The following is a 15,320-nucleotide window of genomic DNA, read 5'->3' as shown; positions in this document are numbered from 1 at the left end:
AATCATTGCCTCATTTCTGAAATCTGATACAAACGGATAACCTGGCGGTCGAATGGAGCGACCGCCCACATGCCGAGAGAATTGCCTATGCAGCCGTTTTTTGCCCAGCGCTTCGAGAAGGTCGAGCCTTCCTTTATCCGTGAAATCCTCAAAGTTGCCGCCAATCCGGAGATCATCTCCTTCGCCGGCGGCCTGCCCAATCCTCACCTGTTTCCGGTCAAGGCGATCGATCAGGCTTGTCAGGATGTGCTGCGCGAACAGGGGTCTGCCGCCCTGCAATATGCAGCGACCGAAGGGTATGCTCCGCTGCGCCAGTACATTGCCGACCGCTATCTGGCCCGCCACGGCATGCAGATCAATCCGGACAACATCCTCATCACCAGCGGCTCCCAGCAAGCGCTGGATCTGCTGGGCAAGGTGCTGATCGACGAGGGGCAGGATCTCATCATCGAAGAGCCGGGTTACCTTGGCGCCATTCAGGCTTTTTCTGTCTACCAGCCCACCTTCAAGCCGATCACCCTTGGAGAAGAGGGTCTGGATCTGGCTGCGCTGGATGCGCTGCTGGCAAGCGGATCCAATGCCAAACTGCTCTACGGCGTGCCCAACTTCCAGAACCCGAGCGGTGTATCCTATAGCCGTGCCAACCGCGAGGCACTGGCCGAGCGACTGGTGCGCCACGAGCTGTTGATGGTGGAAGATGATCCCTACGGCGAGCTGCGCTTCGAAGGTGAACATCTGCCCCCGATTGCCAAGCTGGCGCCGAACAATACCGTGCTCCTCGGCTCCTTCTCCAAAACCGTGGTGCCCGCCTTCCGGCTGGGCTGGATGCTGGTGCCGGAGTGGCTGCGCAAGAAGGTGACCATCGCCAAACAGGCGACCGACCTGCACAGCAACGCCTTCAGCCAGCAGGTGCTGCACCGCTTCCTGATGGATAACTCCCTTGACGCCCATCTGGAGAAGATCAAGGAGGTCTATGGCCGTCAGCGCGCTGCCATGGAGGCCGCGTTGGCCCGTCACTGCCCGCCCGGCGTCAGCTACACCCGACCGGAAGGGGGTATGTTCCTCTGGCTGACCCTGCCAGCCCACATCAGTGCCATGGCGCTGTTTGACGAGGCGATCAAAGAGAAAGTGGCCTTCGTACCCGGCGCCCCCTTCTACGTGCGCCCCGAGATCAAGAACACCCTGCGCCTGAGCTTCTCCTGCGTCGATGAAGCGACCATCGAGGAGGGGGTTAAACGCTTGGCCCGCGCCCTCCAGCGCATGCTCTGAACGCCCAAGCCAAACGGTATCAACAAAAAACCAGCGAGCGATCGCTGGTTTTTTATGCTCCCCATTAAACCGTTCAGCCAAATAGGGTCTTGCAAAACTGCTTCATCGGAATGGGACGGCTGTAACGATACCCTTGCAGATAGTCAACGTGGCGCGCCCGCAGGTAGTCCGCCTGCGACTGCTTCTCGACCCCCTCCGCGATCAGGATCAATTCAAGTCGCTTCGCCAGATCAATCACGTTTTCAACGATATGGCTGGAGAGTGCATCCGTGCCGATCATCTCCACAAAGCTCCGGTCAATCTTGAGTGCATCGACCTGAAACTGTTGCAGATAGGTGAGACTGGAGTGACCGGTGCCAAAGTCATCGATAGAGATCAAGACGCCCAGTTTGCGCAGTTCGGCAAACATCTGAGCGGTTGTCTCATCAGCCACCAGCAGTTCACGCTCGGTCAGCTCCAGCCCCAAATCAACGGGATTGTCTTTAAATGCGTCAAGAAACGCCTTGCAGTCAGCCAACAGGTCGAGATCCTGAAAGTGCCTGGCGCTGATATTGAAGCAAAAATGAAACTTTGCCGGCAACTTGCGGGCATAAGGGGAGAAGTGATCGCGCACCTGCGCCATCAACAGGCTGGTCATGGGCACGATCAGCCCGCTATCTTCCGCCAGCGGAATAAAGCGATCCGGCGAGATCATCCCCTGCTTGGGATGCTGCCAGCGCATCAGCACCTCACAGCCACGCCACTGCTCATCCTCACCGGAGACCACCGGCTGCAGATAGGGGATAAACTCCTCTTCGATCAACGCCCGCTTGAGCTCTTCCGCTGGTGAGCTGCTACGCCCCATCAGCCTGAAGGTGCCGAATCCAATCAGCAGCGCCAGCAGCGGAGAGAGGAACAAGGTATATCTGGAGTAGCGCCATGCGTGGCTCCAGTAGTCATGTACCGTGACCCGGGTGACGACCTGATAGGGGAAATCGGCCGAAGCGAGGGCAATATAACCCTCTTCTGTCGGAGAGGGCGCCGCCCCGACCTGGCCTGAACCAAACAGAGCCCTCTGCCCCACCACCAGAGCCATCGGGGAGTTCTTGCTGGAGATCTCCAGGGTATTGCGCAGGTAGTAGCCATCTACACCGATCAGCACACTCCCCTTGTCCGTTTCATGACGCAGCACGATCAAGGGGCGATCCGGTGTGACCTCATTGCCTGGCAGCAGTTGCAGCCTGCCATCCACATAGTTGTTCAGAGTGAAGGGGCCATCGTAGTCACCATAGAGCGAGGTGCAATAGATGTGGCTGCCTACGGCAAGATTGGCGGAACGGACATCGGGCACAGTGGCAACCTGTTCGCGCAGCAGTTGTGCCGCCTCCTTGCAGGAGTGACCAAGCATCCCCTCCACATTGATGGCCGCTTGCCGGGCATGGCCGATGGTGCGATCAAACATCATCCGGGCATGCTGCAACCGTGAATCGGCATCACGCTCTATCTCCGTCACCGTCTGCCAGATAACGGCAACAACCCCCAGCAGCAGGATCCCGCCCCCCATCAGCAGCGCCAGCAGAATCCTCGAGTAAAGCTGGCGAAGTTTCAAACGACGAAATGGCATGGCGGCCTCTTTGATGCTCGGATAATGGGTGACAGCCTCGGTGGACAGGCGAAAAGGGTCGCCATAATAGCGATTGTTCAACAAATGTCCACCCAACAAAAATCAATCAATTCAGACTATTGTTCAACAATATGTCGTAAGAAGAGGATAGAGTTAACAAACGTCAAACAGAAAACTCCCGAAGCACGTCTCACTTGTTGAAGGGAAGCCACACCATTAAAGTTGAGCAAACGGCAGCAGGAGCATGCAGCGATGAAGATTCTTATTACCGGAGGGACCGGCTTTATCGGCCGCAAGCTGGTTGCCCATCTCAAGGTCAATCACGAGGTCGTGGTATTGAGCAGGCAGGGGAGCCGCGCTTACTCCCTGCTCGGCCACGATATCAAGGTATTGGATAACCTCGACCGGCTTGATGACCTCAATGACGTGGACGCGGTGATCAATCTGGCCGGTGAACCTATCGCCGCCGGACGCTGGAGCGAGTCGCGCAAACAGCTGCTCTGCGATAGCCGCTGGCTGTTGACCGAGCAGCTGGTGGATCTCATCAAGCTATCCAGCACGCCGCCCAAGGTGCTGATCAACGCCTCCGCCATCGGCTGGTATGGCAGACAGGGCACCGAAACCCTCGACGAGCAGTGCCGCTCTCCCAACGACGAGTTTACCCACCAGCTCTGCCAGCAGTGGGAGACCCTGGCGCAAGAGGCCCAGAACCGCCAAACCCGGGTCTGTATCGTGCGGATCGGGCTGGTGCTTGGCATGGATGGCGGCGCCCTGCCCAAAATGCTCCCCCCCTACCGACTCGGACTCGGCGGCCCTATGGGATCGGGCAGCCAGATGATGAGCTGGATCCATGTGCAGGATCTGGTACGCGCCATGCTGTTCCTGCTGGAACACGAGGAGTGCAGCGGCATCTTCAACGGAACCGCCCCCCATCCGGTCAGCAACCGGGAGTTCAGCCAGACCCTTGCCACCACGCTGCACCGCCCGCACCTCTTTTTCGTGCCCGCCCCCCTGCTGCAACTGGTGATGGGTGAAGCGGCCGATCTGCTGCTGACCGGACAAAAGGTGATACCAGCGCGGCTGCAACAGGCCGGTTTTCACTTCAGCTATCCCGAGCTGCCGAGCGCCCTCACCAATCTGCTGCGCGAGCCCCGCTAACTCATACCTGCTCGCTGCGTCCGCTCGTCAGCACCTCGCATAACAAGCAGCCCGACCAATGGCCGGGCTGCTTGTTTATTGTGGCTGCGCTATTGCACTCTGTGGCATCGGCTCGCGCTGGCGGTATTACAACAGTCCCTGCCCCAGACCCCGCAACCGATCGCTCAGGGTGCCAGCCAGCAGCTGGCGCTGCATCCCCTGCCCCGCCAGCGTCACCAGCAGTGCCCCCAACGTCGGCAGGCCAAGCCAGATGGCCCAGTGGAACTGCCACAGCCCCTCGAACCACCACCACTGCAGGCCAAAGGAGCAGAGCTCCACCACCATGGCGGCACAGAGCCCCGCCAGCGCACCACTGGCCACCAGCTCCCAGCGCAGCATCTTCCTGAGCAGATCGCTGCTGGCACCCAGGGTGCGCATCAGCAACAGCTCGCGCCGACGCTGAGCCATGCTGGCCTGGGTCTGGGTCAGCAGCACCAGCAGCGCGGCCACTGTCACCAGCCCCAACATCAGCGCCAGCGCCCGGCTCACCTGCTCCGATACCTGAGTGAGCCGCGCAATCAGGTCATCCACATCGATAAGACTCACCGTGGGGTGGCGGCGGATCAACTCCACCTCGGCAGAGCGCCCCGCCTCGGGCAATCGGTAACTACCAAGCCAGGTACGGGAGAAGGGTGCCAGCAGATCCTCGGAGAAGATCATGTAGAAGTTGGGGCGCATGTTGTCCCACTTGATGCTGCGCAAACTGGTGACCCTGGCGCCAAAGCTGCGCCCCTCGATGGTAAAGGCGAGCATGTCCCCCAGCTTGATATCGAGTCGCTTGGCCAGCTCGCTATCCACCGACACCTCGCCGGGCCCAGCGAGCCATTTCCCGGCCACCAGCTTGTTGTCGATTGGCAGGGTTGCCGTGGTAGTGAAGTTGAGCTCCCGATCGACCCCCTCGCGGCCACTGCTGGCCCCCTCGCCCACCGCCTCACCGGCGATATGGGTCAGCCTGCCACGCACCATGGGATAGAAATCGGAAGTGGTGGCCCCGGCTGCCGCCAGTTCGCTCAGGATCCCCTCCCGCTCGTTCTCGGCCACATTGACCAGAAAACGGTTGGGCGCATCGACGGGAAGACGAGCCGAAAACTCATCCAGCAGATCGACCCGGGCCGACCAGAGCAAGCCAAACAGCATCAGCGCCAGCGCAAAGCCCGCCAGCTGAAACAGGCCGCTGCTGCGCTCGCGCGACAGGTGGGCCAGCGCCAGCCGCAAGGCATGAGGCCCGCTCACTCTTGCTCCCAGCCGCAACATCAGCGCCGCCAGCAGGGCCAGCAGCCCCATCAGCAAGCCCATGCCACCCACCAGACCCAGCGCCAGCCGTACATCGGCGGTAAAGCCCCAGACCAGCGCAAACAGCCCGAACAGGCCGACCGGCAGGGCCAGCCAGGGGGGAATCCCCGCCTCCAGCTCCCGGCGCAATACCCGCAGCGGCGGCACCTTCAGCAGCCGCAAGAAGGGCACAAAAGCGAGCAGCAGGGTGATAAAGAGCGCCACCGCCACCCCCAGCGCAAAGGGACGCCAGGAGGGGGGCGGCAGATCCGGCGGCAGCAGGTCCCCCAGCAGCTGCAAGGTGATCCACTGCATGGCTGTGCCCGCCACCAGACCCAGCAACGCACCGATCAGCGTCAACGACAGCAGCAGGGTTCCCATCAGTTGCCAGAGCGAGCGACGAGATGCCCCCAGGGTCTTGAGCAGCGCCACCATATTGGTCTGGCGCTCGGCAAAGTGGCGCACAGCAATCCCCATCGCCAACGCCCCCAGCAACACCCCGCTTAACGAGGCAAGCCGGAAGAAACGCTCGGCATTGGCCAGCGAGCGACCCACTTGGGATTCGCTGTCATCCGGTTTGATCCACTTCTGTCCGGCCTGCAATTGCGGCAACAACCATTGCTCGTAACGGGCCAGCGACTCTCTCGGCCCCTTGAACAGATAGCGCCACTGCTGGCGACTGCCCGGGAGCAGAGCGCCGGTCGCCTCGATATCGGCACTGTGGATCAGCGCCCGCGGCGCCAGCAGGAAGGGGCTGAAGCCCTGATCCGGCTCCTCGCCAAGCAGGCCTGCCACCTTGAGCACCGTATTGCCTACCTCCAGCTCATCCCCCGTTTTGGCCTTAAGCAGCTGCATCACCCGGGAGGAGAGCCAGATCTCGCCGGGAGCCGGGGCGCGGGCAGGTTCCAGAGTGAGCTTGCCGTAGAAGGGAAAACCATCGGGCACCGCCCGAATGGAGGCAAGCTGCAACGCATCGCCATGAAACAGCATGCTGTTGAAGCTGACGGTGGTCTGCACCGCCAAGCCATCCTGTTCAGCTCGTTCCAGCCAACCATCCGGCAGAGCAGCGGCGGTGCGCAGCACCCGATCCGCCCCGATAAAGTCGCGGCCCGACGCCTTGAGTCCGGCATCGAGCCGATCCGCCACCAATGCCACACTCAAGACACACGCCACGCTCAGGGCCAGCGCCAGCACAAACCAGCGCAGCTCGCCGCTGAAACCTTCCCGGCGCAGCAGTCGCCATCCCAATCGCCACTGCATCATCCCTTGCATCTCCCACCTGACCCGCAGCTCACCCCGTTACACCACATCATGGGCCACCTCGCGATCCAGCCGACCCGCCGTCATGACCAGTTGCCGCTGGCAGCGTTCGGCCAGCTGATGGTCATGGGTTACCACCACTAGCGTGGTGCCGTGCTTGCGATTGAGTTCAAACAGCAGCTCTATCACCTTCTCGCCGGTCTTGCTGTCGAGGTTGCCGGTCGGCTCGTCCGCCAGCAGCAGGCTTGGACGGGTCATAAAGGCGCGGGCGATGGCCACCCGCTGCTGCTCACCGCCGGAAAGCCGTGGCGGCAGATGGTGCAACCGCTCGCCAAGCCCGACCGCGGCCAGCAGCTCGCGAGCTCTTGGCTCACAATCCCGCTCGCCGCGCAGCTCGGCGGGCAGCATCACATTCTCCAGCGCCGTCATGGTCGGGAGCAGCAGGAACGACTGGAACACAAAGCCGATCTGCTCGGCGCGCAATCGGGCCCGCCCCTCTTCATCCAGCTCGCCCAAGGATTTGCCGAGGATTTCGATCTCCCCCTGACTCGGCAGATCGAGCCCGGCCAGCAGCCCCAGCAGGGTGGACTTGCCGGAGCCGGAGGCGCCGACCAGTGCCACCGTCTCGCCGCTATTGACTTGCAGATCGATCCCTTCAAGGATGGTGAGGCTTTCCTGGCCGAGGCGAACCGATTTGCCGAGGCCCTTGACGACAATAATGGGGGTTGAACTCATGCTCTGTATCCTTTGTTCCAATCCCTTGATGACAATCCATAGCGGGAGTTGAATTGATGGTGCGTATTCTGTTTGCCTTGTTTGTTGGCCTCGGCAGCCTGCTCTCGTCGGCTCAGGCCCAGACCCTGCTGGTGCTGGGAGACAGCCTGAGCGCCGGCTATCAGATGCAGGTTGAGCAGAGCTGGCCCGCCCTGCTCAGCCAGAAATGGCAGGAGGAGGGGGGCAAACACACCCTGCTCAATGCCAGCATCAGCGGTGAAACGACACAAGGGGCGCTGGCCCGTCTGCCCGCTCTGCTGAAGGAGCACAAGCCGGACTGGCTGCTGATCGAACTGGGGGGCAACGATGGCCTGCGCGGCTTCGCACCGACCATTACCCGCCAAAATCTGGCCAGCATGATCGCGCTCGCCAAGGAGCAGCAGACCCGTGTGGTGTTGACCCAAATCCAGCTGCCCCGCAACTACGGTGCCCGCTATCTGCGCCAGTTCGAACAGATCTTTCCCGAGTTGGCCCAGGCTAACGATCTGCCCCTGCTGCCCTTCTTTATGGATGATATTGCGCTGCGCCCTGAACTTATGATGAACGATGGTATTCATCCCACCCCGGCGGCCCAGCCCCAAATCCGCGATAAAGTTGCCCGCTTTATGGAGCCGCTGCTCAGCCAATAAGCCCGCAGTCTATCGCCAATATCCCATAACCAAGCATCCCGCCGAAATCGGATGTTTTGGGCAGTCGACGATCTCTGCGTGGCACCTTGATTCACCCAATCCATCGCCAATACCCAATAACAACACATCCCGCCGAAGCGGGATGTGTTGTTATTGATTTAGCATAACCGGCAGGCAGCTTCTCAGCTTTTCAGCACCTGACGCAGCCGCTCCTGCGCCACGCCGACCAGCAAGTCGGGCTGGAATTTGGAGATAAAGCGGTCGCACCCCACCTTCTTGACCATGGCTTCGTTGAAGTTGCCGCTCAGGGAGGTGTTGAGGGTGATAAAGAGGTCAGACATGCGCGGATCGCTGCGCACCTCGTGGGTCAGGCGGTAGCCGTCCATCTCCGGCATTTCGGCATCGGTGATCATCAGCAGGATCTCGTCGGTCACCTTCTTGCCAGCATCGCACCACCCCTTGAGCAGGGTCAGCGCCTGCAAACCATCCAGACACTCGATCACCTCGAGCCCAAGCTGACCCAGGGTCTCGCGCACCAGATTGCGGGCGGTGCTGGAGTCATCGACGATCAGCACTTTGCGTCCATGCATCTCGGGCAGGATCTCCCGGTCCAGCACCTCTTCGGAGATGCGGATGTCATAGGTGATGATCTCCGCCAGCACCTTCTCCACATCGATGATCTCGACGATCTGCTCCACTCCATCTTCGGGAATGCGGGTGATGGCAGTGAGGTAGTTGGCGCGCCCGGCGGAGCGCGGCGGCGGCAGTATATCCTTCCAGGTCATGTTGACGATGTTGGCCACCTGCCCCACCAGAAAGCCCTGAATGGTGCGGTTGTACTCGGTGATGATGAGGTTGGATTCACTGTCGATGGGCATGGGGCGCATACCGATGGCGCTGCGCAGGTTGATCACCGGAATCGAGGTGCCGCGGATATTGGCCACCCCGCTGATATTGTGATGGGAGCCCGGCATCTTGCTCAGATGGGGCAACTTGACCACTTCCCGTACCTTGAAGACGTTGATGGCGAACATCTGACGGGTGCCGAGACGAAACATCAACAACTCGAGGCGGTTTTCACCCACCAGTTGAGTTCGTTGATCAACGGAATCCAATATACTCGCCATACGCTGATATCCATCTGATTATTAATCGACTCTATTATAGAGGCTGCCCGCCAGGAAAGGCAGGCGCATTTTCAACCAGAGCGACCAACCAGACAAAAAAAGTGAGGCCGAAGCCTCACTTATCTCATTGATTTTAAAATCAATAGCTACAAACAGACTTCCAGCTGCCATCGGTTGCCTTGGGCTCGCTGCTGGTCCACCAGTTCGCCTGCCACACTACCTTGTTATGGGTGATGCGATCGCCGCCATTGGCATGATCGCCCTGCGGCCAGCTCGGATAGGCCTTGTAGGCCGCCGGATTGACGTTCTGGCTGCTGCAGCTGGTACCCGGATTCTCGCCACCACCCGAGCCCAGCACGGCCTCCGGCAGGGTCGGGAACTCGGCCTTGAGACCAATGGTCTGGCTGCCGCTGATGATGCGCATACCGCTCGGCACGCCAGCGGCGGGCAGGTAGTAGGTCATGGCGACTTCAATCTCGGCCCCCGGTGCCAGAGTCTGCCAGCCCGGCAGGTTCATGGCGACCTTGTGGAAGTCCCTCTCATTGGCAATGCCTTCCGAGTTGTCGTTGCCACCGCTCTCCACCACTTTCAGGCCCATGCCACTCTGATCCGTGATGGTGTCAGAGGTGGAGGTGGGCACCAGAAACTCGATGCGCGCGCCGCCCGGAATGGTCTGGGTCGACTTGTTGACCAGCTTGAGTTTCGGGTTGATCGGGTAGTTGGAGTCCCCTTCCTTAAAGCCGGAGAGGCTGACCTGGATGTCGAGCTGGGCGCTCGGCGCGGCCAGATCGTTTTGCTTGGTGTTGTACGGAGTTGCCTTGGCAAACTTCTCGTAAGCCAGAGTAGTCAGGGTGCTGCCCATGCCGTACTCGTTCTTGGCCGGATCGAAGGCGTAGTCACCCGCCATCTCCCAGAACATCACGCCACCCAGACCGCGCTTGATGATGTAGTCCAGCTTGTGGCCCATGGACTCTTCATCTTCGGTTGAGAGGAACACCTTCTTCTCTTCGTTCCACAGCCAGGGCGCGTGGGCCTTGTCATCGTAGTAACGCACATACTTGCCCTGCATCACGTGAGCCGGATTGTTGGGATCCAGACCCCAGGCCGTGCCGTAGCTGGGCAGAGTCGTGATGCCGAGGCTGGCCGCATTCTCCAGGTTCTTGGCATGCCACATGGGCACGGCGCCACCGCCGATCTCTTTGCCGTTCTTGTCGAGATCATGCCAGATGTTGTCGATGCCGACCGCCCCGTTGCCGCACGGAATGGTGCTGCCACCTGTGCCCGGCTGGCACTCGTTCTGGCTCGGCAGGGCTGCCTTGCCACCCAGCCCATGACTGCCACCGCTCACCCCCTGCCAACCGCGGGTGTAATAGGGCACGCCAACGTTGATCTTGCCAGCCGCCAGCGCACCGCGGAAGTAGTGAGCAGACCAGGCGGCGTTGAGGTAACCGATGCCGCCAAACTGGGTCTGGGTATAGACGCCCCAGTGGGAGAGCTCGGGGTCGGCATTGTTGTCGAACAGGGCCGCGTTGTGACCGACAAAGTGGTTCCAGGCGCCGTGGAAGTCATAGGTCATCAGGTTGACGTAGTCGAGATATTGGGTGACCTGGAAGTTCTCCATCCCGCGCAGCAGATAGGCCGAGGCCGGTGAGGCGATGGTCAGCATATACTTGCGGCCATCTTCGTTACCGGCGTTGTCGAGCCGCGCCCGCAAGGTCTTCATCAGCACCTCGTAGTTGGCAAACAGCTTGGCCCGGCACTGGTTGGAGAGCGGGAAGTCGTTGGGATTGCCCGCATCCTTCATCGATGTGGGGTATTCGTAGTCGATATCGACCCCGTCAAAACCGTACTGGCGGATAAAATTCACCGCCGAGTCAGCCAGGGTGTTGATACCGGCAGTATTGACCGAGCAGTCACCCTTGGTAGTGGCAGTGTAGAAACCGCGGGTATCGGCCCAGCCGCCGACCGAGATGAGGGTCTTCACGTCCGGATACTGCTTCTTGTACTTCGACAGCAGGTTGAAGTGGCCCTTGTAGGCGAATTCAGGATCCATCTCGGCACCCGGCACGCCATCCCAAGTCATCTTGGTGGCTGCATCGTCCACCTTGATGGTGTGGCTCTGCTCATCCACCGCCGCGAAGGCGTAGTTGATGTGGGTGATCTTGTTCCATGGAATATCGCTCACCAGATAGGCGGGCAGGCCGTTCTTGCCGGTGCGCCAGGAGGTGAAGTAGCCGATAACCCGACGGGCATGGTCATCCCCCATGCACTCGTAACCATCCGGACGATAGATCTGGCGAATGTCACAAGAGAGGTTGCCACCGGTGGGCGGCAGCGCGGCCTCCTCGACATTGACGGTCACCGCCGCCGACTCACCGCTCAGATTGGTCTTGTCAGTGGCCACCAGCTTGAGGGCGGCACTGCCTTTGGCATCCGGTGTCCAGTTCACCTGCCAGGGGGCAGTGGTATCTTCGCCCACCTTCTTGCCGTCGACATAGAGCTCGACTTTGGCCACATCGTTGTTGGCATCGGTGACGTTACCGCTCACCGCCACACTGCGACCCAGGGTCACCTTGGCTCCATTGGCCGGGCTGCTGATGCTCGCCTTGGGCGCCTCTGGCGCGACCACGGCGGCGACGTTGAAGCTCGAATCCGCCTCGCTCAGTACCTTGCCATCTTTATCCAGCGCGCGAGCTTTGAGGGTATGGCCCCCCACTCCGGCGGCGCTCCAGCTGGCACTCCAGGGCGAGGCGCTCGCCGTGGCGACCAGCGTGCCGTCGACAAGATATTCCACCCGGGCCAAGGCCGTTACCGGGCCGCTCAGGCTCACCGCCAGCGCCACGCTGGCTCCTTCGTTGAAGCTGGCACCTACAGCCGGCGAGCTGACTGCCACACCGAGTGCAGGAGGAGGCGCCTCGCCACCATAGGGCTTCCAGGCATCGGCCCAGACCACACCTACCCCCGGCTCATAGTGATAGGGGGATGCCCCGCACCAGCCTGAATAGGGAAATTCTTTGCACTCGTAGAAGGCACCGACGTTGCTGACGATATCGCCAGCCTTGTAGGCAGTACCGGATTTATAGGCGGGATGAGCGGCCTGAGCCCAGGCGGGCGCAGCCGCAAGGGCGACCAGCATGGCAAGCCTGCTGGGTCTGAAGAGCTGTTGCATATTGTTATCTTCCTTGTTTTGTCTTGGCATTGGTCACCAAGGCAAAGAACAATCGCAACCTGCATGATGGGCGCAGACAACGGGCAATGGACCTGCCACAAAAACCACCCCTCACCCAGGGAAACCCCGCTATCTGGATCCACGATCGAGACCGGAAGCATTGCGCCCCGGCATCACTGCCGGTTTGCCCTTTACCTGGGTTCCGTGAGGAACGAACCCAGTATAGGAAGGTGACAAGATCCCCTCAATCTTTATTCTCAAAGAGAATTATCCCCTGCCACGAAAGCGTCATGATCACAGGGTTAAAATTGATTGAATTATCAAAAAAATCATATCGTTACTGGGATCATAAAAACGCTTTCCCGCACCTTCCCAGATTCATTTAATGTGCGTTGGCTCACTGGTATGACATGCCAGAAATGTGACAATGCGCGCCCTTGGTCAACGAGCCAAGGCTATGGAATCACTGGCAAAAATAAAAAAGGAACACCTATGAAAGGTACTCGTACCCTGCTGTCGCTGGCCGTGGGGCTGGCACTTGCATCCTCAGGCGCCCATGCGGCATTTGTCTGCCCGTCCGATCCGGCTCAACTCACCCCCATCCCGACCATTCAGGGTACAGGCTCCGCCAGCGCGCTGGCTACCCAGACCGTGACCGACAAGAACGGTAACGTGACCGGCAAAATCAGCCCGGGCACCTTCAACGTTCGCGGTATCGTGACGACGCTGGGCCAAAGCCTGACCAAGGGGTTCTATCTGACCGACCCGGTGGGCGATGGCAATCCGGCCACCTCTGATGGCATCTTTGTCTATCTGAACGACAAGGACTTCGCGACCAAATATAAAGACATCAAACCGGGGTCTGAACTCTGCCTCGAAGCCAAGGTCGAGGAGTATTACGGCGGCACCCAGCTCAAGCCCACCTTCGAATCCAGCAAAGCCCGCCTGCAAGTCACCGCACAAGGGCTGAATGTGCCGACCAGCGTACTGCAGGTCAATGAAGGGGAGACGCTGGCGCAGGCACTCAATCGCCACGAAGGGATGCGGGTACGTCTCGACAGCAGCAGTGACCTGCACCTGACCCGCAACTACGGCTTCGACTACAAGGTCTATCGCAACAACGTAGAGTTGGCCCACAACACCCCGCTGATCAAACCGACCCAACTTCATGTTGCCAACAGTGCGGACGCTGTCGCGCTGGCCACCAAAAATGGCAGCAACCGTCTGGTAGTTGAGTCTGATTACAAAGCACCGGATGGCGTACTGCCCTGGTTCCCAAGCTGGGATGCCGATCAGGGATATCTGCGCATTGGTGATCAGCTAAATGGATTGGAGGGAGTGATCGTCTACAACAAGGATGCCTTCCGTCTGGTGGTACCGAGCGATGTCACCCTGACTGCCGGCGCCCTGCTGCGCAGCCCTGAAGAGGATCGTCAAGACGCGCCGGCTCGCCTCGCTGGCAGCGATCTGCGGATCGGCAGCTTCAACGTGCTCAACTACTTCACCAGCCACTCCAGCATTGGCGGCGCACTCAATATCCTGTGCAAGGATCAGGCGGATGCCGACAACGCCAAAGGTTGCAACCGGGGTGCCAAGAGCCAACCCGAGTTCGAGAAGCAGCGCACCAAGATCGTCAATGCCATCACCGCAATGGATGCCGATCTGCTTGGCCTGATGGAGATGGAGAACAACGGCTTCGAGGATAACTCGGCCCTCCACAATCTGGTGACCCGCCTCAACGAACAGCAGAAGGATGCGAGCAAACACTACGCCTATGTGCGTCTGCCGGTCACAGCCCTTACCGATGGCAAGTTCTTCGGCGGTGACGCTATCATGGTGGCGATGCTCTACCGTCCTGCCCTGCTCACCCCCAGCGGAGATGCCAGCGTCATCAAGCTGCCGGAGCAGCGCTACACCACTGGTGGTGTGGCCAAGACAGCCGGTCAGCGCGACTCGCTGGTTCAGACCTTCACCCTCGCCAAGAGCAAGGAGCCGCTGACGCTGGTGGTCAACCATCTCAAATCCAAGGGGTCAGGCTGCTACGAAAATGGCGATGGCAAGACAGAACCGACCGACCTGCAGGGCAAGTGCACCGAGTTCCGGGTCTCTACCGCCAAGGTGCTGGGTGAGGCGGTCAGCAAACTGCCGGGCCAGGTGCTGCTGGTGGGCGACTTCAACTCCTACGCCAAGGAAGATCCGATCCGGGTACTGACCGACTACAACCCGGCCACCAGCGAGCGGAAGATCGTATCGGCCTCTCACACCTTTATCGGTGATCACTCCTATGAACAGCTCGGTCGCGAAGTGACTCGCAGCTACGGCCTGATCGATCTCAACGTCAAATTCAACAAGGAGCAAGCCATCTCCTACAGCTACGACGGGGAGCTGGGCACCCTGGACTATGCCCTCGCCAACCCGGCGCTGGCCAGCAAGGTGGCTGGTGTCGCCGACTGGCACATCAACTCCTTCGAGAGCTCCCTGTTCGAATACGGCAGCCAGTACACCGGCACATTGCTCAAGTCTGACAACCCCTTCAGTGCATCCGACCATGATCCCATCATCGTCGACCTGAGACTGGAGAGCGATGCCACCAAACCTGACACCTCCTCAGGCGGTGGTGCACTGGGACTCGGCCTGCTGGCCCTGTTACCGCTGGCCTGGCGACGTCGCCGTTAACCACAGGCGCATTTGAATAGTGCAAGCAAAGCCCGCGACTCTCGCGGGCTTTTTCATTCAGGTCATTGGATTTACAAATGAAAGGCGCGGACGTATGGAGAAAATAAATGATGGAGAAAACAAAAGGCCACCGCGATGCGGTGGCCTTTTGCTTCTTGTAACAAGAATTTGGTGGAGCTACGCGGGATCGAACCGCGGACCTCTTGCATGCCATGCAAGCGCTCTCCCAGCTGAGCTATAACCCCTTTGATTCCAGATTGTTCGAGGAGAATTTGGTGGAGCTACGCGGGATCGAACCGCGGACCTCTTGCATGCCATGCAAGCGCTCTCCCAGCTGAGCTATA

Annotated in this window: 9 protein-coding genes, 1 tRNA gene and 1 riboswitch; of the genes, 4 read left to right on the top strand and 6 right to left on the bottom strand. The window is 60.1% G+C overall.

Features of this window, described 5'->3' with window-relative positions:
- Window positions 1-87 precede the first annotated feature (87 nt).
- The gene (locus OKC31_RS04660) at window positions 88-1,269 is read left to right on the top strand and encodes an aminotransferase-like domain-containing protein (RefSeq protein WP_204383970.1); all 1,182 of its coding nucleotides are present in this window, start codon (window positions 88-90) and stop codon (window positions 1,267-1,269) included.
- 73 nt (window positions 1,270-1,342) lie between these two features.
- On the opposite strand, the gene OKC31_RS04655 is transcribed toward OKC31_RS04660, so the two are convergent.
- The gene (locus tag OKC31_RS04655; RefSeq protein ID WP_247823322.1) at window positions 1,343-2,872 is read right to left on the bottom strand and encodes an EAL domain-containing protein; all 1,530 of its coding nucleotides are present in this window, start codon (window positions 2,870-2,872) and stop codon (window positions 1,343-1,345) included.
- A 252-nt stretch (window positions 2,873-3,124) separates the two neighbouring features.
- Between OKC31_RS04655 and OKC31_RS04650 the strand changes: the two genes are divergently transcribed.
- Entirely contained in the window at window positions 3,125-4,030 is a 906-nt protein-coding gene (locus OKC31_RS04650) for a TIGR01777 family oxidoreductase (protein WP_247823323.1), read from the top strand.
- A 126-nt stretch (window positions 4,031-4,156) separates the two neighbouring features.
- Here OKC31_RS04650 and OKC31_RS04645 read toward each other — a convergent pair whose 3' ends face one another.
- Together OKC31_RS04645 and OKC31_RS04640 are read right to left on the bottom strand one after the other, a co-directional pair.
- On the bottom strand, window positions 4,157-6,604 hold the full coding sequence (locus tag OKC31_RS04645) for an ABC transporter permease (protein ID WP_247824207.1): 2,448 nt from the start codon (window positions 6,602-6,604) through the stop codon (window positions 4,157-4,159).
- 36 nt (window positions 6,605-6,640) lie between these two features.
- On the bottom strand, window positions 6,641-7,336 hold the full coding sequence (locus tag OKC31_RS04640; protein ID WP_040066770.1) for an ABC transporter ATP-binding protein: 696 nt from the start codon (window positions 7,334-7,336) through the stop codon (window positions 6,641-6,643).
- Between the two features lie 56 nt (window positions 7,337-7,392).
- Between OKC31_RS04640 and OKC31_RS04635 the strand changes: the two genes are divergently transcribed.
- The gene (locus tag OKC31_RS04635) at window positions 7,393-8,004 is read left to right on the top strand and encodes an arylesterase (RefSeq protein WP_123172479.1); all 612 of its coding nucleotides are present in this window, start codon (window positions 7,393-7,395) and stop codon (window positions 8,002-8,004) included.
- Between the two features lie 182 nt (window positions 8,005-8,186).
- Here the strand turns inward: OKC31_RS04635 and OKC31_RS04630 are convergent, their stop codons facing one another.
- A complete protein-coding gene (locus OKC31_RS04630) occupies window positions 8,187-9,131 on the bottom strand; it encodes a chemotaxis protein CheV (protein WP_247823324.1) in 945 nt (314 codons plus the stop codon).
- A 139-nt stretch (window positions 9,132-9,270) separates the two neighbouring features.
- On the bottom strand, window positions 9,271-12,267 hold the full coding sequence (locus OKC31_RS04625) for a glycosyl hydrolase family 18 protein (RefSeq protein WP_270656469.1): 2,997 nt from the start codon (window positions 12,265-12,267) through the stop codon (window positions 9,271-9,273).
- Between the two features lie 149 nt (window positions 12,268-12,416).
- A riboswitch (cyclic di-GMP riboswitch) is annotated at window positions 12,417-12,499 on the bottom strand.
- Between the two features lie 293 nt (window positions 12,500-12,792).
- On the opposite strand from OKC31_RS04625, the gene OKC31_RS04620 reads away from it, so the two are divergent.
- A complete protein-coding gene (locus OKC31_RS04620) occupies window positions 12,793-14,976 on the top strand; it encodes an ExeM/NucH family extracellular endonuclease (protein WP_247823325.1) in 2,184 nt (727 codons plus the stop codon).
- Window positions 14,977-15,145: 169 nt separating this feature from the next.
- Here OKC31_RS04620 and OKC31_RS04615 read toward each other — a convergent pair.
- Window positions 15,146-15,221: transfer RNA gene (locus tag OKC31_RS04615), tRNA-Ala, on the bottom strand.
- Between the last annotated feature and the right edge of the window lie 99 nt (window positions 15,222-15,320).

This window comes from Aeromonas sp. Y293-4 (assembly GCF_027705905.1).
GTDB lineage: Bacteria > Pseudomonadota > Gammaproteobacteria > Enterobacterales > Aeromonadaceae > Aeromonas > Aeromonas veronii.
The sequence above is the reverse complement of the archived record's forward strand: the minus strand, read 5'-3'. Positions and strand labels throughout refer to the sequence as shown.